Source organism: Aequorivita sublithincola DSM 14238 (assembly GCF_000265385.1).
GTDB classification, from domain to species: Bacteria; Bacteroidota; Bacteroidia; order Flavobacteriales; family Flavobacteriaceae; genus Aequorivita; species Aequorivita sublithincola.
Genome location: NC_018013.1, coordinates 2,249,464 through 2,274,595, shown reverse-complemented (window position 1 = coordinate 2,274,595; position 25,132 = coordinate 2,249,464). Strand labels below are relative to the sequence as shown.

General features: G+C 36.0%; 26 protein-coding genes. 10 read left to right on the top strand and 16 right to left on the bottom strand.

Annotation, left to right across the window (positions count from 1 at the left end):
• Nucleotides 1-179: 179 nt before the first annotated feature.
• From AEQSU_RS10410 to AEQSU_RS10380, 7 genes are all read left to right on the top strand, one after another.
• On the top strand, nt 180-851 hold the full coding sequence (locus AEQSU_RS10410; protein WP_014782821.1) for a hypothetical protein: 672 nt from the start codon (nt 180-182) through the stop codon (nt 849-851).
• A 116-nt stretch (nt 852-967) separates the two neighbouring features.
• On the top strand, nt 968-2,311 hold the full coding sequence (locus tag AEQSU_RS10405; protein ID WP_014782820.1) for a hypothetical protein: 1,344 nt from the start codon (nt 968-970) through the stop codon (nt 2,309-2,311).
• Nucleotides 2,312-2,462: 151 nt separating this feature from the next.
• Complete coding sequence (locus AEQSU_RS10400; protein ID WP_014782819.1) at nt 2,463-3,062, top strand: hypothetical protein; 600 nt, start codon at nt 2,463-2,465, stop codon at nt 3,060-3,062.
• Nucleotides 3,063-3,160: 98 nt separating this feature from the next.
• Nucleotides 3,161-3,691 carry a hypothetical protein gene (locus AEQSU_RS10395; protein ID WP_014782818.1) on the top strand — a complete coding sequence of 177 codons (531 nt, stop codon included), beginning with the start codon at nt 3,161-3,163 and terminating at the stop codon, nt 3,689-3,691.
• Between the two features lie 87 nt (nt 3,692-3,778).
• On the top strand, nt 3,779-4,270 hold the full coding sequence (locus AEQSU_RS10390; RefSeq protein WP_014782817.1) for a hypothetical protein: 492 nt from the start codon (nt 3,779-3,781) through the stop codon (nt 4,268-4,270).
• Nucleotides 4,271-4,384: 114 nt separating this feature from the next.
• Complete coding sequence (locus AEQSU_RS10385; protein ID WP_014782816.1) at nt 4,385-4,831, top strand: hypothetical protein; 447 nt, start codon at nt 4,385-4,387, stop codon at nt 4,829-4,831.
• A gap of 76 nt (nt 4,832-4,907) precedes the next feature.
• Nucleotides 4,908-5,285, top strand: coding sequence for a DUF4870 domain-containing protein (locus AEQSU_RS10380; protein WP_014782815.1), 378 nt, complete (start codon nt 4,908-4,910; stop codon nt 5,283-5,285).
• Nucleotides 5,286-5,410: 125 nt separating this feature from the next.
• On the opposite strand, the gene rimO is transcribed toward AEQSU_RS10380, so the two are convergent.
• A complete protein-coding gene (rimO, locus tag AEQSU_RS10375; protein WP_014782814.1) occupies nt 5,411-6,712 on the bottom strand; it encodes a 30S ribosomal protein S12 methylthiotransferase RimO in 1,302 nt (433 codons plus the stop codon).
• Nucleotides 6,713-6,795: 83 nt separating this feature from the next.
• On the opposite strand from rimO, the gene AEQSU_RS10370 reads away from it, so the two are divergent.
• Nucleotides 6,796-7,875 carry a serine hydrolase domain-containing protein gene (locus AEQSU_RS10370; protein ID WP_014782813.1) on the top strand — a complete coding sequence of 360 codons (1,080 nt, stop codon included), beginning with the start codon at nt 6,796-6,798 and terminating at the stop codon, nt 7,873-7,875.
• 16 nt (nt 7,876-7,891) lie between these two features.
• Here the strand turns inward: AEQSU_RS10370 and AEQSU_RS10365 are convergent, their stop codons facing one another.
• Nucleotides 7,892-8,491: a hypothetical protein gene (locus tag AEQSU_RS10365; protein ID WP_014782812.1), complete on the bottom strand. Its 600-nt coding sequence runs from the start codon at nt 8,489-8,491 to the stop codon at nt 7,892-7,894.
• Between the two features lie 166 nt (nt 8,492-8,657).
• Between AEQSU_RS10365 and AEQSU_RS10360 the strand changes: the two genes are divergently transcribed.
• Nucleotides 8,658-10,556, top strand: coding sequence for a S9 family peptidase (locus AEQSU_RS10360; RefSeq protein ID WP_014782811.1), 1,899 nt, complete (start codon nt 8,658-8,660; stop codon nt 10,554-10,556).
• 114 nt (nt 10,557-10,670) lie between these two features.
• Here AEQSU_RS10360 and ftsY read toward each other — a convergent pair whose 3' ends face one another.
• The 12 genes from ftsY to AEQSU_RS10305 form a co-directional block, all read right to left on the bottom strand.
• Complete coding sequence (gene ftsY / locus AEQSU_RS10355) at nt 10,671-11,624, bottom strand: signal recognition particle-docking protein FtsY (RefSeq protein ID WP_014782810.1); 954 nt, start codon at nt 11,622-11,624, stop codon at nt 10,671-10,673.
• A 291-nt stretch (nt 11,625-11,915) separates the two neighbouring features.
• Entirely contained in the window at nt 11,916-12,068 is a 153-nt protein-coding gene (locus tag AEQSU_RS16450; RefSeq protein WP_014782809.1) for a DUF4295 domain-containing protein, read from the bottom strand.
• 8 nt (nt 12,069-12,076) lie between these two features.
• On the bottom strand, nt 12,077-12,259 hold the full coding sequence (rpmG, locus tag AEQSU_RS10350; protein WP_014782808.1) for a 50S ribosomal protein L33: 183 nt from the start codon (nt 12,257-12,259) through the stop codon (nt 12,077-12,079).
• A 27-nt stretch (nt 12,260-12,286) separates the two neighbouring features.
• Nucleotides 12,287-12,526 (bottom strand): 50S ribosomal protein L28, encoded by a 240-nt coding sequence (gene rpmB, locus AEQSU_RS10345; protein WP_014782807.1) that lies wholly within the window; start codon nt 12,524-12,526, stop codon nt 12,287-12,289.
• 78 nt (nt 12,527-12,604) lie between these two features.
• Nucleotides 12,605-13,852 (bottom strand): competence/damage-inducible protein A, encoded by a 1,248-nt coding sequence (locus AEQSU_RS10340; protein ID WP_014782806.1) that lies wholly within the window; start codon nt 13,850-13,852, stop codon nt 12,605-12,607.
• Nucleotides 13,852-14,193: an Hpt domain-containing protein gene (locus AEQSU_RS10335; protein ID WP_014782805.1), complete on the bottom strand. Its 342-nt coding sequence runs from the start codon at nt 14,191-14,193 to the stop codon at nt 13,852-13,854. Before AEQSU_RS10335 ends, AEQSU_RS10340 begins: the two co-directional genes overlap by 1 nt.
• 1 nt (nt 14,194) lies before the next feature.
• Nucleotides 14,195-14,806, bottom strand: a complete 612-nt coding sequence (locus AEQSU_RS10330) for a fumarylacetoacetate hydrolase family protein (protein WP_014782804.1) — start codon at nt 14,804-14,806, stop codon at nt 14,195-14,197.
• 7 nt (nt 14,807-14,813) lie between these two features.
• Nucleotides 14,814-15,587 (bottom strand): 3'-5' exonuclease, encoded by a 774-nt coding sequence (locus tag AEQSU_RS10325; protein WP_014782803.1) that lies wholly within the window; start codon nt 15,585-15,587, stop codon nt 14,814-14,816.
• A 111-nt stretch (nt 15,588-15,698) separates the two neighbouring features.
• Nucleotides 15,699-17,015, bottom strand: a complete 1,317-nt coding sequence (locus tag AEQSU_RS10320) for a dihydrolipoamide acetyltransferase family protein (RefSeq protein ID WP_014782802.1) — start codon at nt 17,013-17,015, stop codon at nt 15,699-15,701.
• A 140-nt stretch (nt 17,016-17,155) separates the two neighbouring features.
• Complete coding sequence (locus AEQSU_RS10315) at nt 17,156-18,277, bottom strand: glycosyltransferase family 2 protein (protein ID WP_014782801.1); 1,122 nt, start codon at nt 18,275-18,277, stop codon at nt 17,156-17,158.
• A 1-nt stretch (nt 18,278) separates the two neighbouring features.
• Nucleotides 18,279-18,899 (bottom strand): recombination mediator RecR, encoded by a 621-nt coding sequence (gene recR, locus AEQSU_RS10310; protein WP_014782800.1) that lies wholly within the window; start codon nt 18,897-18,899, stop codon nt 18,279-18,281.
• 87 nt (nt 18,900-18,986) lie between these two features.
• Nucleotides 18,987-21,479, bottom strand: coding sequence for a T9SS type A sorting domain-containing protein (locus AEQSU_RS10305; protein ID WP_014782799.1), 2,493 nt, complete (start codon nt 21,477-21,479; stop codon nt 18,987-18,989).
• A gap of 132 nt (nt 21,480-21,611) precedes the next feature.
• On the opposite strand from AEQSU_RS10305, the gene AEQSU_RS10300 reads away from it, so the two are divergent.
• Nucleotides 21,612-23,057: a sodium:solute symporter gene (locus AEQSU_RS10300; protein ID WP_014782798.1), complete on the top strand. Its 1,446-nt coding sequence runs from the start codon at nt 21,612-21,614 to the stop codon at nt 23,055-23,057.
• Here AEQSU_RS10300 and AEQSU_RS10295 read toward each other — a convergent pair.
• Together AEQSU_RS10295 and AEQSU_RS10290 are read right to left on the bottom strand one after the other, a co-directional pair.
• Entirely contained in the window at nt 23,028-23,387 is a 360-nt protein-coding gene (locus AEQSU_RS10295; protein WP_014782797.1) for a CoA-binding protein, read from the bottom strand. The two genes, AEQSU_RS10300 and AEQSU_RS10295, sit on opposite strands and share 30 nt — an antisense overlap.
• Before the next feature lie 505 nt (nt 23,388-23,892).
• A complete protein-coding gene (locus tag AEQSU_RS10290; protein WP_014782796.1) occupies nt 23,893-24,900 on the bottom strand; it encodes a 3-oxoacyl-ACP synthase III family protein in 1,008 nt (335 codons plus the stop codon).
• Nucleotides 24,901-25,132 lie beyond the last annotated feature (232 nt).

Below are 25,132 nucleotides of genomic sequence, written 5' to 3'. Positions count from 1 at the left end.
AATAGGGTATTTTAAATTGAAATAATAGCAAAAAGCACCTCTGTGTGATGACGTGAAAATTATCACTCAATTGCACAGAGGTTTTTATTTTAGGATAAGTTAGAATGACTTAGGTTGTAATTGGTAATGATAATTATTTCAGATTTAAAAATATGACAAACTGTAAAAACCAATAAAAAATGGAAATATTTCAACACATATTCAAAACCTTGAAAATGATAAAACAAACAGGGAAAATACTGCTGATTCTGCTACTTATTAATGTTGCCTTTACAAGTTGCAATAATAAAAAGAACGAATCAACTGATGCTGAAAAAGAAAAGGTAGTAGCTGATAAAAAAGAGAAAACAACAGATGCAACCCATAGCTTTGATATAACGTTGGTAAAGGGATCTGAAACTATTGAATTTTCGGAGACTGTACCCAGTAAAGAAGGAGGTGCCATATATAACGACCAAAAATCTTTAACCGATGAACAAGGAGGACGAAACCGTACTATTATGATGTTTATTGGAAAGAAATACAACCGTGGCAAAGCTGGTATTTTTGGCATAATTAGAGTAGATGAAAACTTAAAGCCTTTTACCAACGTTAAACGTGGAGATAAAAGTGCTTCCACTTTATCCATACGCCCTAAAGATCAAGGTGATGAATATAATGGTATTTCTGGAACCATGACTTTTTCAGACCTAAAGTATGTCTTGCCCATGCCAATGAGCGGAGCTGCGTGCTTTACACTCAATTTTGAAGGTGAATTCCAAAAGAATGGTAACAAAGAAGACATTTACCACGGTTCAGGTACTATTGTAATAAGTCCTGAGAAAGCTATGGGGGTTTATAAAAAAAAATAGTTCTATTAAATGCGTAATGCTGGTTAAAAATTTCACTATTAATCTATTTATTATCAACCTCACCTAAAAAAGAACAATATGTTACATCATAATCTTAATTACTCAAAATTATAAATATGAAAGCGATTCAATTTAAATTTAAAATGTTATTGTTGGTACTTTTGGTGGGCATTGCCTTTACCAGCTGTCGCAATGGAAAAGATGGTGAAGCATCAAATGATGACTCAAATTTAGAGCAAGTAGATGCTTCAAATACAGATGATGCTGGAGACGCAAATTCAGATTTACAAAAAGATAGTAGCGCCTCCATCACAGAAGAAGATGGCGACGCCACAAGTCCGAATTCACCGAAAGGAAATACAGCGCCATTAACATTGGACTGTAACTATTTTAAAGACAATCCAAATACGGTTTTAAAAGATAATCCCGAAGCTCCAATAGATTATATAATTACTTGTTTTACTAGAATCGATGGCAAACTGACCATCGAGCCAGGCGTAGTGATTGCTTTTGAACAAAATGCAGGTATGGAATTTAAAGATAAATCTTCCTTTAGTATGATAGGTACCGCCGCAAAACCAATTCTTCTAACCGGGAAAGAAAAAACGCCAGGGTTTTGGCGCGGTATTTATACCGAGAGCCCGAACTCAAATAATGTAATGAATTATGTAACGATAGATTATGCAGGAGGTGGTAATTCTAAATCAGCTTTAGCAATCTATGGTGAAGCCAGCAGTATAAAAATGGAAAACTGTACGGTTTCAAATAGCAAATTTACTGGAATGTTCGTTAGGGACGATGTAGCGAAAGATGTGAATAACATAAATATGAAGAATAGCACCTTCACTAAAAATAACATACCCGTGAAAACAAATATTACGCGCTTAAATATGTTTAACGGCAGCAACAGTTTTTCTGGAAACAAAAACGATTATGTCTACATAGATCGCGAGAATCTAAAAGGCGATGCCACTTGGTCAAAATTGGATGTGCCCTATTTTCTTCAAAATAACTTTAGATATCAAGACGGTGTACTTACCGTAGAACCTGGAGTGGAAATTATTATATCAGCCCAAAACTGGATGCATCTATCCAATAAGGCTTCTTTAGTAATGGTAGGCACAGCAGCAGAGCCAATAATCATTCGTGGCGAACACGATGTTGCTGGCTTTTGGCAACAGTTAAATATAGATTCAAGTAGTCCTTTAAATGAAATTGGCCATGTAATTTTTAAAAATGCTGGCAGAACCACTGAAAAGCCAAACGGCGCAATTTTTCTTGGAGATTCAAAATTCCTAAACATCCACGATGTGGTGTTTAGTAATTGTTTTGAATATGGAATGAGTCTTCAAAATGTAAAAAGATCTCATTTGGAACAGGCTAATTTAACATTAGACAAAACTCCAAAACTATTTTCAGATTATGGTGGAAAAGAGTTGGCTGATATAGATATACCATAAAGATAGTTTTGCTCGAAATTTAAGGATTAAACAGTTTGAGCTATTAAAATGTTTATTAGATGAAACTTTTAAATTTCTGTGAAACATTTAAAAAGAAGAATATAGCTCAGTTCATTAAAACCATTTTTTCAATTTTTAAAAATCAACAACAATGAAAAACAAATTCAAATTTCAAAAAACAGTAGCGCTTTTAATGTTTTTTTCCTTATTCATTATAGGGGTTTCGTGTAATGATAAAAAAAGTGAAAAAAATCTAAAAGACCAAATAGACAATTTGGAAGATGACGAAAATTTTGCCGGTTCCAGCAAACGAGATGATATCTGTGAGCTAATGAACAAAGAAGACATTATGGAAGTGTTTGGACTTTCTGAAGAAAATGAGCTAGAACAAAAGAGTAGTCATGGTACAATTTGCTCATATGACTGGAGCATAAACAAAGGGATAATGACTCTTTTTTCCGCAAGTCTCAATTTTGCTAGAGATGGTCAACACACTAATTCGCAAATCGATGCGATTTGGGAAGGCCAAAACAACGGAATTTATAAAAAATGGAATCCCGAAGAGGTTTCTGACGTGGGCGATAAAGCGAGCTGGAGCGACCTTGGTGGCGGGCAATTGCGCGTAGCTGAAGATGGGTATATTTTTTATGTATCGCTATCAATCATGTACGGTAATAAGAATATGATGGATAAACAAGAGAAGATTGAGAAAACCAAAATCTTGGCAAAACGCGTGATTGAACGGATGTAAATTCAATGGAATTTTTAAAGTTTTAAAGTTTTAAATTTTGGAGCTATCGAATTAAAATTTCACAGGATTTAATTAAACTAATTTTAAAACACAATATTATGTTTAAAACAAAACGGTTGATACTGCTTTTAGGAATCTTCACAATTATTATAACAGGGTGCAAAAACAATTCAAAAACTGAAAATGGTACTGATGATACGTCAACATCCAAAACGGAAACGGGGAATGGATCTTATGCTATTATTCACTTAGATGATGGAAGGGACATCGAACTAGATGCCAAAACAATATCGGGAAAAGCATTTTCCCCGAATCTCCCAACCGCCAGTTTAACCGATTACAGTTTACTTCTTTTGCTGAGATTAAACTTTTTGGAGAATCCTGTAGAAGAGAAATCTTATGATGTGCCATATGCTAATATAACTTTACAAAATGTAAAAAAAGACGGTCCGCTCACCGAGGTGTATCGCACCCAATATAAAAGCGCAGACGGGAAGGAAGGCAAAACTACGATCACCATCACATCCATTGGAGATACACATTCTGAAGGTACTTTCTCAGGAACCTTATATTCAAAAAATCATAAAAAAGCAGTAATTGAAGGGAAGTTTAATATCAAGAAGAAGTAATTGGCGGAAGATTTTTGGATGGATATTGGAAAAATACAATTATCACCAAACGCAGGATGGATAGCATTTAAATAAAAATCGTTTAGTATGAAACGCTCAAAACTAAAAAGTGTAATTTTATTAGTGTTGGTTTGTTATATAACTTTCGGTTGCGTAACCCTACAACAGCCACTTCCAGGAATTCTTTGGGGAAGTTGGGCTTTTGAAAAAACAGGCTTTTTAAACAAACATTCAAACCCAGAACTGGTGGATTATCAAAATATATGTACAAGAGAATCAGATCGTTTGCATTTTTCATCAGATGGTAAAATGAAATTGCGATGGTATGATGAAAGTTGTATTATAAATGAATATCTTATTGGGCGCTATCATGTGGAAGGAAATCTGTTATATGTTGATTTAGCCAAAAGTCCACGCTTCCAAGATAGCCCATTTCCTCCAATTACAAAATATAGAATTATGCAAATTAATGATACAACATTGGAGTTGGAGGAAATCCCTAATGGCGATAGAAGTGGTCGTGATAGAGCAAAGCGCGGTTTTGAGCCTTTGGTTTTTGATTTTATGCGTATTGATTGAATCCGGTAATATTTAAAGAAATGCCAATTTAAATCCATCGAAAAAAACTTGCTAACGGCGAAAGCATATAAACCACAAATTATAAAAAAGTATTAATCATAAAAATAAATAATCATGAAAAAAGCAATTTTACTAACAGGAATGCTATTCTGCATACTAATTACGATGCCGTCTTATGCACAAAAAACTTCCAAAGTAGAAGAAAAAGGAGTGTCAACGCCAGATCACACGCACGCTAAAGTAGCAGAAAAAAGCATCGCTGTTCCAGATTTTTGGCATAACTCTAATAGCAAAAATAAGATTGAAAGAATTCCAGCACACTTGTATTTTAATAATGCTGCTCTTCAAATAAAATCTAATAAAAACGGCCTTGAGCTTTCAGAAAGCGGCTCATCCAGTGTTTATGCCAAATTAACTCCTACACCAAAAGAAGGTTTATACCGCTATACTTCTTCAACTATAAATGGCGCGGCTCATTTTGATGCCAAAGGCAATCTAGTGCTGAAATATTTAGATAATGACACTGGTAAAACGAAAGAAGTATATTTTCAATCAAAGTAGACTGTCTTTAGTAAATCCTAGTAACTATTGTAATAATAAGAAGTTTAAAATTCACTTTAATAAATACCAAAAAATCATGGAAAACGAAACTAACTCTCAATTACCACCAAACACAACGTCAAGAACATCTATAAATACAGTTGAAGATGGAAAAACAATAGGGATTATCGCCTATATAACAATCGTTGGACTCATAATTGCTTTTGTGATGAACAACGAGAAAAAGAATTCCTTTGCCGCGTATCACATACGCCAATCACTGGGTTTGGGCATTACAGGTTTAGCATTATCCATCATAAATGTAATCCCAATTTTAGGTTGGATAGTATCAATATTAGGTAGTATTTTCTTAATCGTTTTATGGGTAATTGGATTGATGGGTGCAATAAACGGAGGAGAAAAGCCGGTTCCAATTTTGGGAGAAAAATATCAGGAGTGGCTTAAAGGTATTTAATTAAGAAGATAGCAATATTTGCGACTTGGCCGCTTTGCGTGAAACTTTAAATTACTACTGCTACATAAAAACCAATCCTCCAACTTTAGTTCATCCTGAGCTTGCCGAAGGGTTCAGTAAGACGATTAAATCACTTCAGCATATAAATCAAAATCCTCTGCTGCAGTGATTTTCACATTGAAAAATTCGCCAGTACGCATATAACTATCTTCAGCATTTATAAGCACTTCGTTATCAACGTCAGGGCTATCAAATTCAGTTCTTCCAATAAAATAGCTACCTTCCTTTCTGTCAATTACTACACGGAATTCTTTACCTATTTTCTGTTGGTTCAGCTCCCACGAAATTTGAGATTGGATTTCCATAATCTCGTTAGCGCGATTCATTTTTATTTTTTCTGGCACATCGTCTTCAAGATTATAAGCGTGCGTATTTTCTTCATGACTATAGGTAAAACAACCTAAGCGCTCAAAACGCATATCTTTTACCCATTGTTTTAGGGTTTGGAAATCTTCTTCAGTTTCGCCGGGATAACCAACGATTAATGTAGTCCTGATGGTCATGTCAGGAACAGCTGCTCTAAATTCTTCCAGCAATTTGGTAGTCTTTGCTTTTGTAGTTCCGCGGCGCATTGACTTCAAAATTGGGTCAGAAATATGTTGCAATGGAATATCTATATAATTACAAATTTTAGGCTCGTTGCGCATAACGTCCAATACATCCATCGGAAAACCCGTTGGGAAAGCGTAATGCAAACGAATCCATTCAATGCCTTCAACTTTTACTAATTTTTGAAGTAGTTCTGCAAGGTTTCGTTTCTTGTATAAATCAAGTCCGTAATATGTTAAATCTTGTGCTATTAAAATCAATTCTTTCACACCTTTTGCAGCAAGCTTTTCGGCTTCAATAATCAAATCTTCCATTGGAGTGCTTTTGTGTTTTCCACGCATAATTGGAATTGCGCAGAATGAACACGGACGGTCACAACCTTCAGCTATTTTAAAGTACGCGTAATTTTTAGGGGTAGTTGTTACGCGTTCACCTATCAATTCGTGCTTATAATCTGCTCCCAAAGCTTTCAAAAGTCCAGGAAGTTCGGTCGTTCCAAAATATTCATCCACATTCGGGATTTCCTTTTGCAAGTCTGGCTTGTATCTTTCGGAAAGACAACCCGTAACAAAAACTTTATCCACCAAGCCTTCTTCTTTCTTCTGAACGTACTCAAGAATTGTATTGATGCTTTCTTCCTTCGCATTGGCAATAAAACCGCAAGTGTTTATCACTACGATATTGCCCTCCTCTTCGTGTACAACTTCTTTATTGCTGGCGCGAAGCTGGCCCATCAATATTTCGCTGTCATAAACGTTTTTGGAGCAGCCTAGGGTTACTACGTTAATTTTGTTCTTCTTTAAAGTTTTGGTACGCATATAAATTTTTATTATCGGGGTGCAAAGATACAACCATTTTAAACCATAACAATAAAGAATGGTCAAAGCTAAAACCACAAGTTATGAAACCTTCCATTTTGATGATTATTTTGTTATTCGCTTTCTTCTCAGGTTGTTCCCAAACTGACGACAATACAGAAACCGTTTCAATTAAGCCCTATTTTCCACCGACCAATTCTGAAGTTTGGGAATCGGTTAGTCCAGAATCTTTAAACTGGAATACTGCATTTCTACCCGAGCTTAAAGCATTTTTAGACGAAAAAAATACAGATGCCTTTATAATTCTTAAGAATGGGCGCATTGTTGTAGAGTATTATTATAACGATTTTACTTCAGCAACCCCACACGAGTGGAACTCGGCAGGAAAAACGCTGACAGCTTTTACGACTGGAATGGCACTACAAGATGGCTACCTGAGTCTTGATGATTCAACCACTGAGTATTTGGGACTAGGTTGGACAGTAATGACATCTGAGCAGGAGGCGGCAATAACAATCCGCCATCAACTTACTATGACTTCTGGTGGAGATTATAACGTTGCAGACACATCTTGCATTAAGCCTGAATGTTTGCAGTATTTAAATGAACCAGGAAGTTTTTGGTTTTATCACAACGCTTTTTACACTCTGTTACAGCCCGTTATGGATGTTGCAATTCCTGAAGGATTTGACAATTATTTTAGTGAAAAACTAAAAAATCCTATCGGAATGTCGGGCACTTGGTTGCAATTTAATTACAACCGTGTATTTTTTAGCAATGCTCGTTCTATGGCTCGTTTTGGAATATTAAACCTAAATCACGGAAATTGGGATGGTTATCAATTGTTGGATGAAAACTATTTTCAATCAATGACAAGTACTTCACAAAATCTAAACAAAGCTTATGGTTACTTGTGGTGGCTAAATGGCAAGGAAAGTTATAGACTCCCGCAAACAACACTTGAACTTCAAGGGAAATTAATCCCAAATGCACCCGATGATCTCTTTGCTGCTTTGGGAAAAGACGATCAAAAATTATACATCGTCCCTAGTCAGGATTTAATTGTGATTCGTATGGGCGGTAATGCGGGAAACCCACTTCCTGGTCCCTCGGGGTTTGACGATGAACTTTGGGGTAAGTTAGCAGCGTTATTTAATTATTGAAATACCTAGTTTTAAATCATCGTACAGAGAAATAGAATTCTCTATCTGTTTCATTTAATATTCTGTAACTGTATTCACCACATCTCTCGAAACCTATTGCATCTGGTCTCGAACTCAAAAGATAATCTTGAGCTATATTTTCATTTCTTTCGGGATTCGTCAATTTTCCCTCTGTAAAACTGAAAACATAATCCGCTTTCTGCAATGGGACAAAACCAATTTTAAAACTATATGAATCACCTTGAGAATTAAGAACGCTTTCAATCCTTAAATCAGACTTATCACATCGCCATGGGAATGATTCGCCCAGATTATTTATTATTCCAAATTGTTCCAATGCTCCTTCACTATTTGCATTGAGATTTGAATCAATTAATTTCATTACATAAAACACTTCTTGAATTGGTGGATTAATATATGGAATTGAATCATTTGTATCTGCATTATAAATCTTTGATGATATTTTACCTTCTATCCAAATTGTATCCTGTAAGGAAAACGTAGCTTGCGGAGTTACACTTATTTTAAAATTATTATAAATTAATTCATCTTCATCATCACATTGAAAAGCCATCAAAAAAAAGGAAAGTACCAAAAGTTTAAAAGCAGTTTTCATAACAAGGAGTTTTTAAGTTGAGCAAATATAGATTTCGTTTCAATTGGTAATATTTTCATTAAGAAATATTTATGTATTCCAAGCTGATAACTACCAGCTGCTATTGATTACTGCAATTTTTTTTAACTAACTTTACACTTCTTAAAAATTCAATAATTACTTAAAGATGAAAAAAATAACATTCCTGCTAGCGTTTCTATGCGCTGGCTTTTTGTTCGCACAAAAAACAATGACACCTGAACTTTTGTGGCAGGTTAAAAAAGTAAGCCCAATGGGTATTTCCGATAACGGCGAAGTTCTATTCTATAAGGTCTCCACTCCAAATATGGAAGAGAATAGCTTCGATTCAAAATATTTCGCAATGAAAGTTTCTGGCGGCAATTTTGCAGAAGTTACTAAAGAAGAGGTCAAAGTTGCCGATAAAAATATTTCACCAAATGGACAGTTTCTGTTGATGAATAAACCTGTTCACGTAAAAGACATAACAGGTAAAGATATTTACAAGGATTTACCAAAGAGCGATGCCTACGTTTTTACCTCTTTAGATTACAGACATTGGGACACTTATAACGACGGAAGCTACAACCACGTTTTTTACAAAGACACAAAAACGGGTGCGGAAACAGATATAACTCCTGGCCAACCATACTATACACCGCAAGCTCCTTTTGGCGGTGATGAAGATTATGTTTGGGGACCAAAAGGTGAAAATATTTATTACGTAAGTAAAAAATCTGCTGGAACGGATTATGTTATAAGTACCAATACAGATATTTATAAATATAATCTTTCAGACAAAAAAACTGAAAATATTACCGAAGAAAACAAAGGTTATGATACGCAGCCAGCGTTTTCAAAAGCTGGAGCTTTGGCATATTTACAGATGAAAACTCCAGGTTATGAAGCTGATAAAAACGATATTATCGTGCTTCAGGATGGTGTGAAACAAAATCTTACTTCACAATGGGACGGAACTGTAAACGGATTTCTTTGGGCGAGCAACAATAAGGATATTTATTTCACGGCTCCGGTTGATGGAACCGTGCAGCTTTTTAAAGTTGATTACCCTGGGAAAACTCGAAAAATGGCGGTTGTGGAGCAAATTTCAAAAGGACAATTTGATGTAACCGGAATTGTTGCCGAAAATAATGGTCAGTTGATTGTTACTAGAACAGATATGAACCATGCTTCGGAAATTTTTACTTTCGATTTAAAAAACAAAACTTTTAAGCAACTTACACAAGTAAATACTAAATTCTACGGGAAACTTGATTTACCAACTGTTGAAAAAAGAATGGTGACAACCAAGGATGGCAAGCAAATGTTAGTTTGGGTAATCCTTCCGCCAAACTTCGACAAAAATAAAAAATATCCAACCTTGCTTTATGCTCAGGGCGGACCACAATCTGCTTTGTCGCAGTTTTATTCTACGCGTTGGAATTTCCAATTAATGGCTTCCGAAGGGTACATTATTGTTGCACCAAACCGAAGAGGAATGCCAGGCCACGGTGTGGAATGGAATGCTGAAATAAGCGGCGATTGGGGCGGTGGCGCAATGCAAGATTATCTTGATGCTATTGACGATGTTTCCAAAGAACCATATGTAGATAAAAATCGTCTTGGCGCTATTGGCGCAAGTTTTGGTGGTTATTCTGTGTTTTGGTTAGCTGGAAATCATGACGGTCGTTTCAAAACATTTATTGCTCACGATGGCGTTTTTGACACGCGTGCAATGTATGGGACTACTGAGGAATTATTCTTCGTAAACCATGATATGGGCGGTGCTTATTGGGAAAAAGACAATGCGAAAGCACAGAAATCTTTTAACGAATTTAACCCAATAACTTATGTTGACAAATGGGATACTCCAATAATGATTGTTCAAGGTGGAAAAGATTACCGCGTACCAATTGAACAAGGTTTAGGTGCGTTTCAGGCTGCGCAATTAAAGGGAATAAAAAGTAAACTACTTTATCTTCCCGAAGAAAACCATTGGGTGTTGCAACCTCAAAACGCACTTGTTTGGCAACGTGAGTTCTTTAGTTGGTTGAAGGAAACGCTTTAGTTAGAAGAGAGAAAAAAGAGAAAAAATAAAGACGTAACAGTCTAATCTTAGCCACGAATTCACGAATATTAATTAAAATATTCTTGAATTCGTGGCTTATTTTCATAGTAGGCTTTATTTGAAGAAGGAATCTACAAACTCAAATTTGTTGAACACTTGAAGATCTTCCATACCTTCACCTACTCCAATATACTTTACAGGAATTTTAAATTGGTCACTGATACCTATAACAACGCCACCTTTCGCTGTTCCGTCTAGTTTTGTAACGGCTAGGGAAGTTACTTCGGTTGCAGCTGTGAATTGTTTTGCTTGTTCAAAAGCATTTTGACCTGTAGAGCCGTCCAAAACCAAAAGCACATCGTGCGGTGCATCTGGAATTACTTTTTGCATTACTCGCTTCACTTTTGTGAGCTCGTTCATTAAATTAACTTTATTGTGAAGTCGTCCAGCGGTGTCAATAATAACTACATCCGCATTTTGGTTAACGGCGCTTTGCAGTGTGTCAAAAGCAACGCTTGCTGGATCGCTACCCATACTTTGTTTTACAAGAATAACATCAGTTCGGTCCGCCCAAATTTGTAACTGATCTATTGCCGCAGCGCGAAAAGTATCCGCAGCTCCCAAAACAACTTTCTTTCCAGCTTTTTTAAATTGATATGCAAGCTTTCCGATTGTTGTGGTTTTACCAACGCCATTCACGCCAACAACCATAATTACATAGGGCTTTTTGTTTTCTGGAATTTCAAACTCAGTGGCGTTTCCAGAATCAATTTCGCTCAATAGGCCAGCAATTTCTTCACGAAGTATTTTATTTAATTCATCTGTTCCCAAAAATTTATCTTTGGAAACTCTGGCTTCAATTCTATCAATTATTTTGAGTGTTGTATTTACGCCAACATCACTGGAAACGAGAATTTCTTCCAAATTATCCAATACATCGTCATCAACTTTGCTTTTTCCGGCAACTGCTTTACTCAGTTTGTCGAAAAAAGTTGTTTTTGTCTTTTCGAGCCCTTTATCGAGGGTTTCCTTTTTTTCTTTGGAAAATATATTTTTAAAAAAACTCATCTTTCAATATTCAGTGTTCGGTAATCAGTAATCAGTAATCAGTAATCAGTAAAATTAATCATCTTTTCACAGCTCCTTCCCCTATTTCAGGGGAAGGTGGATTTCAAATTGCCCTAAAAGCAATTTGAAAGACGGAAGGGGTCTAGCAGCTTTTATATTACTTACTCGTTTATTTAACTTTTATCAGCTTTGACAAAGTTTGAAACTTTGTCAAAGTTATAAAATGAAAGAGTAAAAATACGAAAAGCCACCTTCGTAAAAAAGTGGCTTTTTCCTAATATTTTAAGCTGGTTATTTTTTGTTTAACCAGTCGTTTACCATTTCTGGAGCCATAATAGACTCAGAGAATGTGTATGCTCCTGTTTTTGGCGATTTAACCATTTTTATTGCTTTGGTTAAACGCTTTGAACCTGATTGTAACGATGCGATTGATTTCTTTGCCATGACCTATATTATTTAATCTCTTTATGAACCGTCATTTTCTTAAGAATTGGGTTGAATTTCTTCAACTCCATTCTGTCCGGTGTGTTTTTTTTATTTTTGGTAGTGATGTAACGAGAAGTTCCAGCTTGTCCAGACTCCTTGTGCTCAGTGCACTCCAAAATTACTTGTACTCTATTTCCTTTTTTAGCCATTATAATAGACTTTATTGATTATTGCAATTATTTAGTTAAAAAGCCTTTTTCGCGAGCTTCTTTCATAACCGCAGAAATACCTTTTTTATTGATGTCTTTTATCGCAGAAGCTGAAACACGAAGGGTTACCCACTTGTCTTCTTCTGGAATATAAAAACGCTTCTTTAGCAAATTTACATCAAACTTACGTTTGGTTTTGTTCATCGCGTGCGAGACGTTGTTTCCAACCATCGCTTTCTTTCCTGTAAGTTCACAAACTCTTGACATTTCCTTTAACTTTAATTAGTTATTTTAAAACAGGGTGCAAATTTAAGTAATTCTTTTGGTATGTACAACAAAAGAAAATCAGTTTTTTGAAATTTCTTTTAAGATCATTTCAAAAGCCTTATTTATAGTCTTTTCTATAACACGGTAACGGTCATTACCAAAGTTGAATTTTTCCGAAACAATTCCTCTTGGTGAAGCAATAGCGATGCATACCGTACCGACCTCATCTTTTCCATCGCCTTTTGTTGGGCCCGCAATTCCTGTGGTTGCAATAGCATAATCTGTATTGAAAAGCTTGCAAGAATTTACCGCCATACTTTCGGCTACTTCAATACTTACCACAGAGTATTCTTCTATTAAAGATGAAGGCACACCTAAAATCTGAGTTTTAAGTTCAGTTTTGTATGGAACAATGCTTCCCATAAAAAAGGAAGAAGCGCCAGCTTCAGCGGTAATCCGCTCTGCAATTGCGCCGCCTGTACAACTTTCGGCAAGACTTAAAGTTTGTTTCTTTTCATTTAAAATATGCGCAATTCTGCCGACTATACTGGTTTCATCTTCGAAACCTATAGCAATATCTGAAAGCATTTCACTTAAAACTTCCATTCGGGAATCAATGCTTTCTTTTAAAAATACTTCGTCCTCTCCGCTAGAAGATAATCGTAAACGAACTTTCCCCAACGAGGGTAGATACGCTAGTTTAATGGTTTTTGGCAAACTGTTTTCCCAATCAGCAATTCTTTCGGCAACCGCACTTTCGCCTAAACCGTAGGTTAAAAGTGTTTTGTGGTATATATAAGGTCTGTTGAAACGCTTTATAACACTCGGCAAAACTTCTTCTAGCACTAAATGCTTCATTTCATAAGGCACACCAGGTAAGGAAACAAAAACGGTTTCGTCTTTTTCCATCCACATACCAGGAGCGGTACCGTACTGATTCGTCAAAATAGTTGCTTTTGAAGGAACCATCGCTTGCAGAAAATTGGCAGGCAAGGGTTTATTTAATTGATATTTTTTGAAAAGCTGGGTTACGTTTTCAACTACGCTTTGGTCTTCAATTAAAGTATCTTCAAAAAAATCGCAGAAAGTTTGTTTTGTAATATCGTCTTTGGTTGGACCCAAACCACCTGTAACTATAACTAAATCGGCATGTTTTTTGGCATCTTTAAAAGCTTGTAGGATATGATCTCTATCATCTTGAATGGAGGTAATTTGATAAATCTTTACCCCTATTTTGTTTAGCTCTTTTGAAATAAAGGCTGAATTGGTATCAATAATTTGGCCTATGAGAATCTCATCGCCTATGGTTATAATTTCTGCGAGCACTATAATTGGAAGTCTTCTCTTAATTCATCAAACACGTGGTTCAAAGTTACGAGAACATTTTCAAGATTTGGAAGAACTGTGGCTTTATTTTTAGATGTTTTAGACCACTCCTCAATAATAGTAATTTCCTTTAGCCCGTCTATACCAAACATTTCTATATTGGGTTTCATTTTATGCGCAAATTGATAAGCCAGTTCACGATTGTCGTTATGAATGGCTTCTGTTATGGAGCCCAAATCTATAGGGATTTCCTCCAAAAAAGCGTTTGCCAATTCCTTAAGAAAATCTTCATCGCCTTCTGCAATTTCTCTTAGATTTTCCAAAGAATAATAAATAGCCATGTTATTTCACTTTTATGGAAAACATTTCTGTTTCACCAATATATCCAGTCAACACATCGTTGGTTTCAACTTTGCCTACACCTGCTGGAGTTCCGGTAAAGATAATATCGCCAATTTTCAATGTGAAATATTTTGAAATATATTCGACTAAAGCATCGATTTTCCATATCATCAGCATAGAATTGCTCTCTTGCACTGTTTTTCCGTTACGTTTTAAGCTAAAAATAATGTTATTTAAGTCAACAATTTCTTCTTTTTTGATGAAATTTCCCACAACTGCAGCTCCATCAAAGCCCTTTGCTTTTTCCCAAGGCAAGCCTTTTGCTTTCAATTCTGTTTGAAGATCTCTTGCTGTGAAATCTATTCCTAGACCAATTTCATCATAATATTTGTGTGCAAATTTTTGGTCTATGTGTTTTCCAATTTTAGTAATGCGAACCAAAAGTTCCACTTCGTGATGCACGTCGTTTGAAAACTCTGGTATAAAGAAAGGTTGTTTCTTTAATAATATTGCCGTATCGGGTTTTAAGAAGATAACTGGTTCTGTTGGGGTTGCGCTTTTAAGCTCGCTAATGTGGTCTGTATAATTTCGACCTATACAAATTATTTTCATCTGTATTTTATTGTTTTGTGTTCAACTTTTGAAGCCTAATACGAGTTAGGACTTTTTTGGTATAAAGCGGAAAATCTGCATTTAACAACCAGCCTAAATACCCAGAATCTTTGTCTAAAATATCTGTAACTAATTGTCCCTTATATTTTCCGAAGGAGAAAACCTCAACACCATCTTCGTTATAACTGACAAATCCAGCAAAGTCGGCATGATCTTTATGAGAGCTGAAATCTGCTAAAAAACTCATGTCGTTCTCCAGTTCACTATATCTATCTAGTTGTGCTTTTAAAACTTCATAAGTAGCATTTGTATCTGCTGCTGCACTATGTGCGTCTTTTAAATCTTTATCACAGTAAAATTTATATGCTGCTTCTAAAGTTCGTTTTTCCATTTTGTGGAATATAGTCTGCACATCTACCGAAAGTGATTTTTTTAAATCGAAATCAATTTCAGCACGAAGCAGTTCTTCGGCTAGCAGCGGAATATCAAAACGGTTGGAGTTGAATCCACCAAGATCGCTATCTTTAATCAAAGCATATACTTTTGCGGCTAGTTCTTTAAACGTAGGTTCATCGGCAACCATTTCATCAGTAATTCCGTGAATTGCGGAAGATTCTGCGGGAATGGACATTTCTGGGTTTACGCGCCAAGTGTGGCTTTCTTCATTTCCGTTTGGAAATACTTTTTGAATAGCAATTTCAACAATTCTGTCTTTTGCTACATTAACACCTGTGGTTTCAAGATCGAAAAAGCAGATTGGTTTTTTTAATTTGAGCTCCATTGTTTTGTTTTGTTAGGCAAAGATACTTTTTATTAAAATTTTGAAATAATATATAAAAAAAATAGGAGGTTTTGAATTCAAAACCTCCTATTCATAACAATTTATTTCGAATTAGATTTCTCTATTTACATCCCAATCTTCCAAATAATCAGCAACACGCTTCACGAATTGTCCTCCCAACGCACCGTTTACAACTCTGTGATCATAACTGTGAGAAAGGAACATTTTGAAACGAATACCAATAAAATCTCCTTCTGGGGTTTCAATAACTGCAGGCACCTTCCTTATTGCTCCTAAGGCAAGAATACCTACTTGTGGTTGATTAATGATTGGAGTTCCCATAATACTACCAAAGGTTCCAACGTTCGTAACCGTATAAGTACCGCCTTGAATATCGTCTGGCTTCAATTTGTTTTCGCGCGCTCGGGTTGCAAGATCGTTTACTGCTTTGCTCATTCCAAGCAAATTCAATCGGTCTGCGTTTTTGATTACGGGAACGATTAGGTTTCCGTCTGGAAGTGCCGCGGCCATACCTAAGTTTATGTTTTTACGTTTGATGATATTATTACCATCTACAGCAATATTCATCATTGGGAAGTCTTTTAAGGCTTTAGCCACGGCTTCCATAAATATTGGGGTGAAGGTTAAATTTTCTCCTTCACGTTTAGCGAAGGCAGTTTTCATTTTATTTCTCCAATTCCAAATATTGGTAACATCGCATTCTATAAACGATTGCACGTGCGCAGCGCTTTGCGTGCTTTCAACCATATGATGGGCGATTAATTTGCCCATTCTAGTCATTTCAATAATTTCATCATCGCCGCCAACTGATACTGCAGCTTTTGGTTTTGTAGGTTCTGAAGGTTTTGCTGTTTCTGGAGTTTTAGTTTCAGCAACAGCTTGCGGTTGCGGTTTTGCAGTTGAACGATTTTCTACATAACCCAAAATATCATTTTTGGTAACACGTCCATCTTTTCCGCTTCCTGATATTCCGTCTAGTTCTGTTTGGGAAATACCTTCTGCAGCAGCAATATTTTTTACTAATGGCGAATAGAAACGATCGCCTTTATTTTCAATTGGTGCGTGAGTTGCTTGTTTGGCAGTTTCAACGTGTTTTTCAACTTCCTTGATAACTTCTGGCGCGGGAGTGCTTTCAGTGCTTGCTTTTGGGCTTTCATCGCTTCCACCAGCGATTTCAATAATGGCAATGGTTTGACCTACTTGAATTACATCATCTACATTGAAAAGTTTTTCAATCAAAACGCCATCTACCTCGCTGGGAACTTCACTGTCCACCTTGTCGGTCGCAATTTCAAGCACAGCTTCATCGGCTTCAATAGTGTCGCCCACTTCTTTTAGCCAATTAGTTAAGGTTGCTTCTGCAACACTTTCGCCCATTTTGGGAAGTTTCAATTCAAATTTTGCCATAGCAATTCAAAAATTCAAGGTTTAAAGTTCAAGATTCCAACCCTTCGGCTGCACTTCGGCTTAGCTCAGTTAACAATCCAAGCCCATAAGTTAAGTTTGCAAAATTAGTTAAAATTTGTTCGCTTTGGGTTTCAAATTTCTTAAAAAACAACCACGCCGCCCTTTTCGTCACTTTGGTCGCTTCCTATTATGAAGTCACAACCCACTGGAAGTATTCTAAAAAGATTGCCGTTACCCTTTAATTGCTTCATTATCGTGAAGATTTCTTCATAAGAAATGTATGCTGCGTCAAAGACAAACAAGCTATTTTTTAGAATAATAGAATGGTGCATATTTTTTGAAACCAATTGAAAAACAATATCTATACTCGTTGAAAGTTTTTCGAGCAATTCCACATTTTCTGTGAAGAAATAACTTTTTTCAACCTTTGCTGTTGGCGTCTTTTTTTTGTCGGACGAAATTTTTCGAGCTTTTTTGGCCAAAGCAACTGCCGCAGAAACCGAACTTTCTAATAGCAGGTTTTTATTGAAATGTTTTCGGTAGAAAATTCGCATCGCACCGTAAAAACGTTCAAAATATATATCGTCTTTTTTAGTGCTTTCGCCTTTATAGTGAAGTACGGTCGTGCTTCCTAAATAATGGTTTTTGTAACCAGCTTTTGTAATTTTATAGGAGAAATCGATGTCTTCTCCATACATGAAATAGTCTTCATCAAAACCGCCTACTTCGTTGTAAATGCTTCTTTTTAATAGCATAAAAGCGCCCACTAATATGTCAACTTCTCCTTTTGCGGTTTCAGAAATATTGTTAGCATAATATTTATTCGAAAAGCCAGAAAATTTAAATAAAGATACTTTTGGGGTTGGTAAATTTCGTTTGCTTTCTGGAAGAAAATTACCCGTGCCATCCATTAAATAAACGCCAAGTGCGCCAATATTTTCAACGCTTTCAGAATATTTAATTGCTCGTTGAAAAGTATCTTCAGCAACGGCAGTATCTGGGTTTAGAATACAAACATATTCCCCTTTTGCTATGGCAACAGCTTGGTTATTTGCTTTGCTGAAACCAACGTTTTCTTTGTTTTGAATAAGTATGATTTCGGGGAAATTTCGTCTTAACATTTCACAACTATCATCTTTTGAGTCATTGTCAATTACAATAATTTCAGCTTCCAAGTTTTCGATTGCATTTTGAACTGAAAGGATGCACTGCTCTAAAAAATAGCGAACATTATAATTTAGGATAACAACGGATAGCTTCAAACTACAGGCTTTTTAGTGAAGATTCAAAAGGAATTCGATGCAAAATACTTCGTCCTAGCGTAACCTCATCGGCATACTCAAGTTCGTCACCTACTGAAATTCCACGAGCAATTGTGGTTGTAATTATGCTGTAAGATTCTATTTGTTTGTAGATGTAGAAATTGGTGGTATCACCTTCCATAGTTGAGCTGAGCGCAAAAATAAGTTCACGAATGTTTCCTGTTTTTACTTTTTCAACTAAAGAAGGAATGGTTAAATCACCCGGACCAATTCCGTCCATTGGCGAAATTTTGCCACCCAAAACGTGATAATGACCGCGATATTGACTTGTATTTTCTATTGCCATAACATCGCGAATATCTTCAACTACACAAACCAACTGTTCGTCACGGCGTGGGTTGGCGCATATTTCGCAAAGCTTTGTATCACTAATATTATGGCAGTTTGCGCAGAAGTTTATTTCCTCGCGCATTTTGGTCAAACTGGATGCCAATTTTTGTGTTTGCTCCTTTGGCTGTTTCAACATATGAAGCACTAAACGCAAAGCTGTACGCTTCCCGATTCCAGGAAGTTGAGACATTTCGTTTACTGCGTTTTCAAGAAGTTTTGAAGAAAATTCCATAGTTTTTTACCAGCGGACAAGTTAAAAAAAATGCTTCAGAAAAAGTTGATTATTTCTGAAGCATTCCTAATATTTAAAAGAAGATATTTATTTTATAAGCAATTTTTTAGTTGCAGTTCCATCTTCAGTATTCAAACGAACAAAATACGTTCCAGAAGAAAGCGATGAAACATCAACGGTATGATTGTTTGATATTAATGCTTTGGCTTCATAAATAAGAAGTTTTCCAGTGATATCAAAAACTCTAACTTCCGCATTCATAGATTTTGGCAATCCAATTGTAAATTCTGAAGTTGCTGGGTTTGGGTAAATACTCATGGTGCTTTCAGAAATTACATCTTCTATACCAATAGTGCTTGCTACTAATGGTGAAGCCCAAAGACCTCTTCCGTAAGTCCCAGCATACAATGTATTTGTTGTGTTATTGATCTCCAATTCATTTACAATTACGTTTGGTAATAAGTTACTGTATGGCTGCCAATCTGTGAAGGTGTTGTCTATATAATAGATTCCGTAATCCATTCCTAGATATAAACCATCTTCACCATTATTATCCCACACAAGAGCTAATGCACTGAAATTCGGAAGGTTCTTTTTATAGTTTTCCCAAGTAGCTCCTCCGTCATTAGAAACAAAAACGCGGTTGTTACTTGATGTTGCTACGGCTATTTTATCAGAATTATTAGGGTGGATAGCTATAGAATTTATAGTTCCGCCTGGTAATGTTGTTCTAATCCAGTCTGTTGCTCCTCCATCTCCAGTTCTATATAGGAACGGGCCTGTTGAAGCAAACATTACTTGATTGTTTGACGCAGCAATCTTCAAATTGTCCAAATTATTTATGAAATCTTGTGAAATCGTAGTCCAAGTACCACCAAAGTTGGAAGATTTATAAACGTGGTCATAGCCAACATATATAGTGTTTTCTAGTGTAGGATCTTGTTCAAAAGGTGTTACCCAGTTTCCAGAACCGCTTCCAGGTTCATTTATATTAATATAAGAATTCCCGCCATTCATAGAGCGATACAATTGCCCACCTTGACTTGTTCCAAAAAAGATACTGCTGTTAGAGTTACTTATAAAAGATTCCATACCGTCTGCACCCAACCAATCTTTCCATCCTGTTGCGGCTGTGTAGAAAGAAGTTCCATTGTCTTGTGAACCCCCTGAAACAATAACATCAGCTGTTTGGGAAACTCCAATTTTATAAAATTGACGAATTCCTAAACCTTCCGTAAGGTCTTCAAAGTAGGTACTATTCACAACTGCTGTATTTTCAGCTTTATAAATACCTCCATCAGAAATTGAAAACAAAGTAGTTCCGTAAAACTGAAGGTCATCAATATCTGAATGACAATATCCTATATTCTTAGCTGCAGCATTTTGTACTGTCCAGTCTGAGGTACAAGTAAAACTTACACCTGCGTTTGATGATTTCCAAGTAAGAAGTCCAGCAATATGAACTTCGTTTGCATCAGTTGGGTTTACAGCAATCCCCATATCTCGTGGAGCTTGGCCGCTGTTATCATTTCCGTTGGTATCATATCCAAAAAAGTTAAGACCTCCGTGATTTAATTTTGTGAAGCTATCTCCACTATCGTTTGAACTATAAAAAGCTCCAAATTTACTTCCAGAAGCTTCCAAAACGTAAACAACGTTTGCATCATCCGCAGAAACTCCAATCATTTTTGGCCCGCTTGTGAAACCTCCAATTGTAGTAAATGTAGCACCACCATCGGTAGATTTGTGAAAACCACTTCCTGATGCGTAAACTACTGAAAGATCTCCAGGTTTAAATTCAATATCATAAGCTCTATTATCTCCCGACACAACTTTTACCCAGTTTGCACCACTATCAGTAGATCTATAGATGCCCACATTTTCAGCAGTTGCGAACATAATGTTAGTATCAGTTGGATTGATAAGAATCTTATTTACAATACTGTTTCCTATAGTTCCTTGTAAATTCCAGGTTGCTCCAGCATCTGTAGATTTAAATATTTTTCCGTTTGTAGAACCGAAAAAATAGGTATTCGCATCATCAGGATCTATTGCTACTGAATAAACTGAAAGATTTGAGAAATAATCACACAGCGGAGTCCAAGTTTGGGCACCGTCTGTAGTTCTCCATACACCGCCAGTATTAGCACCAATAATCATATGGTTGATGTTTCCTTCTTCAATTGCAAGACCTGTAATTCTTCCAACTCCAGGATTCCAACCGGATGTATTGTTCCAAGCTTTTGGTCCAAGTTCTTCCCAGTTATCTGGAAGAACTAAGCGATTTTGGGCAGTGTTGTTTAAATATGCATTCCAACGTTGAAGTTCGGTTAAACGCTCTTCAGTTGTTGGAAGGTATCCGTTTTCTTTAACCATTCTAAGGGCGTTGTACTCCCACCTTTTAAAGGGTTTGTAACCAGTTCCTCGACCTTTGTCTCTGTTTGCGAAGTAGGCTTCAGCATTGTCTATGACGTCCTGCACTTTATAAGTGCCATCATCAATCATTTGTAAATATTCCTGCGCCTGACTGGTGAAAGAACCAAAAAACAAGGCTAAGAGTAGAAGTAATTTAAAACGCATCTTTTTAATTTTTAAGGAGTTATATTTTTTTTAATTCAAAGTTTTCAAATGTATCAAAAATAAAAATGGTGGGGAAATCAAACTTTGTATTTTTACCAAAAAGTATCACTAACCAATGAAGTCTTAATTTTTATGCAACCCTTACACATACTGCTCTTAATTGTTGGTTATTTTTTGGTTTTGATTCTTGTTTCTTTTTTAACCAATAGAGGCGGAAGCAACGCAGATTTTTTTAAGGCTGGCAAACAATCGCCTTGGTATTTGGTTGCTTTTGGAATGATTGGGGCTTCGTTAAGCGGAGTGACATTTATTTCAGTTCCTGGTTGGGTGGAAGCTTCAAAATTTAGTTATTTTCAAGTGGTTTTGGGATATATCGTGGGTTATGCGGTTATTGGCACTGTATTGCTACCGCTATATTACAGAATGAATCTTACTTCTATTTATACCTATTTAGAGAGTAGGTTTGGAACGTCTTCCTATAAAACTGGAGCTTCATTCTTTATACTTTCACGAATTGTGGGCGCTAGTTTTAGGCTTTATCTGGTAGCGGTTGTTATGCAAAGTATGATTTTTGATGATCTGAATATCCCTTTTTGGGTCACGGTTACTATTACCATATTATTGATTTGGCTCTATACATTCAAAAGTGGAATAAAAACCATTGTATGGACGGATACGCTTCAAACTCTATTTATGCTTGTAGCTGTTGGGGTTTCGGTGTATTTTGTTTCCACAGATTTAGGATTATCAGGAAGTAATCTATTCAACTTTATTGCGGATAGTGATATGAGTCAAATTTTCTTTTTTGACGATTGGAAATCTAGCGATCATTTTGTGAAACAGTTTATTAGTGGTGCGTTTATAGCGATTGTTATGACTGGTTTAGACCAAGATATGATGCAGAAAAATCTAACTTGCCGCAATTTAAAGGATGCGCAGAAAAACATGTTTTGGTTTACAATTGTTTTAACCATTGTAAATTTTGTGTTTTTGGTTTTAGGACTTTTATTGACAGTTTATGCGCAACAGAACGGAATAGATGCTCACAAAGATCAATTGTACCCTACACTTGCAATGATGAATGAATTTGGGATTGGCGTTGCCGTGCTCTTCATCTTAGGATTGATCGCCGCAGCTTATAGTAGCGCAGATAGTGCTTTAACAGCTTTAACGACTTCATTCAGCATTGATATTCTAGAAATTGAAAAAAAGTATGACGAAGAGAAGCAAATCCGCGTTCGTAAACTAATTCACATTTTGGTATCTGTGCTACTAATTTTGGTGATTATTTTCTTCAAATATGTAATTGCCGATGCATCTGTAATTGCAAAACTGTTTGTATTTGCGGGCTATACCTACGGTCCGCTGTTAGGGTTATATGCCTATGGTCTTTTCACGAAATGGAACGTAAAAGACAAATTTGTGCCCATAGTCGCAATACTAACTCCTTTTTTGGGCTACTCAATAAGCACATTAAGTCTGAAATATTTGAATTTTGAATTCGGCTTCTTCATATTAATATTGAACGGAGCGCTCACTTTCTTAGGCTTAATATTGATTCGTTCCCAGAAGAACTAAAGTGCAAGCAACTTCAGATTCAATATTATTTTTTTGAAGTATTTCATAAAATTCAGGGTTTTCGGTTCCGGGGTTGAAAATGACGCGCTTCGGCTTTAAGGAAACTATATAATCATAAAATTCTTCCTGACGTTTCGGATTCAAATAAAGCGTCACAGTATCGATATTTTCAAAAGCTTCTTTTTCGGTTGAAATAGTAAGGCCTGCAACCGTTCCTTCTCTCAAACCAACAGCTTTGACAGTATGTCCGTGATTTACCAAGCGGTTAATGGCTAAGTTTGAATATCGGCTGGAATTAAGGCTGGCGCCAAGTACTAATGTCTTCTTCAATTTTAATAGTTTCTAGGGAAATTACAACACCAATCTTCAAGAATTCAACTTTATTTAATATTTGATAAAGCTGAAGATGGAATGCCTAAATTATAAATTTTTTCTTTGAATTCTGTTCTTTGGTACTGGCATTTCATAAAGGTTCGTTAAAAAGAGAAGGGTTGTGAAACATTTCCACTTTTTGAACGTCTATATAGTAGTTAGAATTTATTCTTTACTGCACTATTTTTTACGTTGATGGTTAGTGTTAATAATTGCAGTAAAGATTCAAACCCGAGGCAAACGCTTCGGGTTTGTTTGTTTTAGGCTTTTCTTGTTATTATTCTGTTAAATAATGACTTGTAGTGAAACCATAAGATGTTTTTCTACGTCTATATAGTAAATACCTAAGACTTCATTTTATGGTTTGTTTGAATTAGCATTTAACGAATTATACCTTTTTAGGTACTGAAAAGCCTTTCAAAATTTGCTGAAAGGCTTTTTCATTTTTTTCTACTGAAGAAAACTACCATCTAATTATAGCGCTTCCCCAAGTGAAACCACTTCCGAAAGCTGCCAAAACCACCAAATCTCCTTCTTTAATTTTTCCTTCTTCCCAAGCTTCGGTTAAAGCTATTGGTATAGAAGCTGCAGTTGTGTTTCCATATTTTTGAATATTATTAAAAACCTGGTCATCTGTCAATTTCAACTTATGCTGAATAAACTGCGAAATACGAAGATTGGCCTGATGTGGAATTAACATACTAATATCTTTTACTTCAAGATTATTTGCCTCCAAGCCTTCCTGAATAACTTCAGAGAAACGAACAATAGCGTGCTTAAAAACAAATTGGCCGTTCATATAAGGATAATAAGGAATATCTTCTTGTGGGTTTTCAGCAATAATCTGAGGCACCCAATGTTCGGTACTTGGGCCTTTTAGGGAAAGTTCGTTTTTATGTTGTCCTTCACTGTGAAGATGTGTTGAAAGAATTCCTCCTTTTCCTGTTTCATTTCTAGAAACTACGGCTGCTCCAGCACCATCACCAAAAATAACGGAAACACTTCTCCCACGATCCGAAAAATCCAAACCTCCACTGTGGTTTTCACTACCAATCACTAAAATGTTTTTATACATTCCTGTCTTTATAAACTGGTCTGCCACGGAAAGTGCATACACAAAACCAGTACACTGGTTGCGAACATCCAAAGCTGGAATGGTTTGCATTCCCATCATTTCCTGCACTTCTACCCCGCCGCCTGGAAAATACATATCTGGACTTAGTGTTGCAAAAACGATCATATCTATATCATTGGGCTCAAGTTTCGCACGTTCTAAGGCGATTGTTGAAGCTTTAACCGCCATAACGGATGTAGAATTGCCATCACCTTTTTTAATATGTCTGCGTTCTTTGATACCTGTTCGTTCCTGAATCCAAGCGTCGTTGGTGTCCATCAGTTTTGAAAGATCATCATTAGTAACCACATTTTCGGGTACGTAATAACCCAAACCAGTAATTTTTGAAGTGTACATTTATTTGAATTTAAAATAGAGTGGAAAGATAAGTATATACTGCTTTTAAAGGAAGTAAATAAAGCTTATATAATATGCACGCATAACAGTTAGTGCGGAAAACGATTTTTCAAAACAACAAAAAAGGGCGCAAAAGATGCGCCCTTCTTAAACAACCTAACCAATTAAATAATGGAATATTTTTACTTTTTCATAGCAATGTAATATTCATTATTTAGATGTAAAGATACAG

Coding starts and splice junctions, on each gene's coding strand:
- recR (WP_014782800.1), bottom strand. CDS start 18,899: ATGGAATTTTCTTCAAAACTTCTTGAAAACGCAGTAAACGAAATGTCT.
- AEQSU_RS10335 (WP_014782805.1), bottom strand. CDS start 14,193: ATGGCTATTTATTATTCTTTGGAAAATCTAAGAGAAATTGCAGAAGGC.
- AEQSU_RS10305 (WP_014782799.1), bottom strand. CDS start 21,479: ATGCGTTTTAAATTACTTCTACTCTTAGCCTTGTTTTTTGGTTCTTTC.
- AEQSU_RS10370 (WP_014782813.1), top strand. CDS start 6,796: ATGAAACCTTCCATTTTGATGATTATTTTGTTATTCGCTTTCTTCTCA.
- AEQSU_RS10410 (WP_014782821.1), top strand. CDS start 180: ATGGAAATATTTCAACACATATTCAAAACCTTGAAAATGATAAAACAA.
- AEQSU_RS10320 (WP_014782802.1), bottom strand. CDS start 17,015: ATGGCAAAATTTGAATTGAAACTTCCCAAAATGGGCGAAAGTGTTGCA.
- AEQSU_RS16450 (WP_014782809.1), bottom strand. CDS start 12,068: ATGGCAAAGAAATCAATCGCATCGTTACAATCAGGTTCAAAGCGTTTA.
- AEQSU_RS10330 (WP_014782804.1), bottom strand. CDS start 14,806: ATGAAAATAATTTGTATAGGTCGAAATTATACAGACCACATTAGCGAG.
- AEQSU_RS10365 (WP_014782812.1), bottom strand. CDS start 8,491: ATGAAAACTGCTTTTAAACTTTTGGTACTTTCCTTTTTTTTGATGGCT.
- AEQSU_RS10400 (WP_014782819.1), top strand. CDS start 2,463: ATGAAAAACAAATTCAAATTTCAAAAAACAGTAGCGCTTTTAATGTTT.
- AEQSU_RS10380 (WP_014782815.1), top strand. CDS start 4,908: ATGGAAAACGAAACTAACTCTCAATTACCACCAAACACAACGTCAAGA.
- rpmG (WP_014782808.1), bottom strand. CDS start 12,259: ATGGCTAAAAAAGGAAATAGAGTACAAGTAATTTTGGAGTGCACTGAG.
- AEQSU_RS10290 (WP_014782796.1), bottom strand. CDS start 24,900: ATGTACACTTCAAAAATTACTGGTTTGGGTTATTACGTACCCGAAAAT.
- rpmB (WP_014782807.1), bottom strand. CDS start 12,526: ATGTCAAGAGTTTGTGAACTTACAGGAAAGAAAGCGATGGTTGGAAAC.
- ftsY (WP_014782810.1), bottom strand. CDS start 11,624: ATGAGTTTTTTTAAAAATATATTTTCCAAAGAAAAAAAGGAAACCCTC.
- AEQSU_RS10395 (WP_014782818.1), top strand. CDS start 3,161: ATGTTTAAAACAAAACGGTTGATACTGCTTTTAGGAATCTTCACAATT.
- AEQSU_RS10405 (WP_014782820.1), top strand. CDS start 968: ATGAAAGCGATTCAATTTAAATTTAAAATGTTATTGTTGGTACTTTTG.
- rimO (WP_014782814.1), bottom strand. CDS start 6,712: ATGCGTACCAAAACTTTAAAGAAGAACAAAATTAACGTAGTAACCCTA.
- AEQSU_RS10385 (WP_014782816.1), top strand. CDS start 4,385: ATGAAAAAAGCAATTTTACTAACAGGAATGCTATTCTGCATACTAATT.
- AEQSU_RS10325 (WP_014782803.1), bottom strand. CDS start 15,587: ATGGAGCTCAAATTAAAAAAACCAATCTGCTTTTTCGATCTTGAAACC.
- AEQSU_RS10390 (WP_014782817.1), top strand. CDS start 3,779: ATGAAACGCTCAAAACTAAAAAGTGTAATTTTATTAGTGTTGGTTTGT.
- AEQSU_RS10300 (WP_014782798.1), top strand. CDS start 21,612: ATGCAACCCTTACACATACTGCTCTTAATTGTTGGTTATTTTTTGGTT.
- AEQSU_RS10360 (WP_014782811.1), top strand. CDS start 8,658: ATGAAAAAAATAACATTCCTGCTAGCGTTTCTATGCGCTGGCTTTTTG.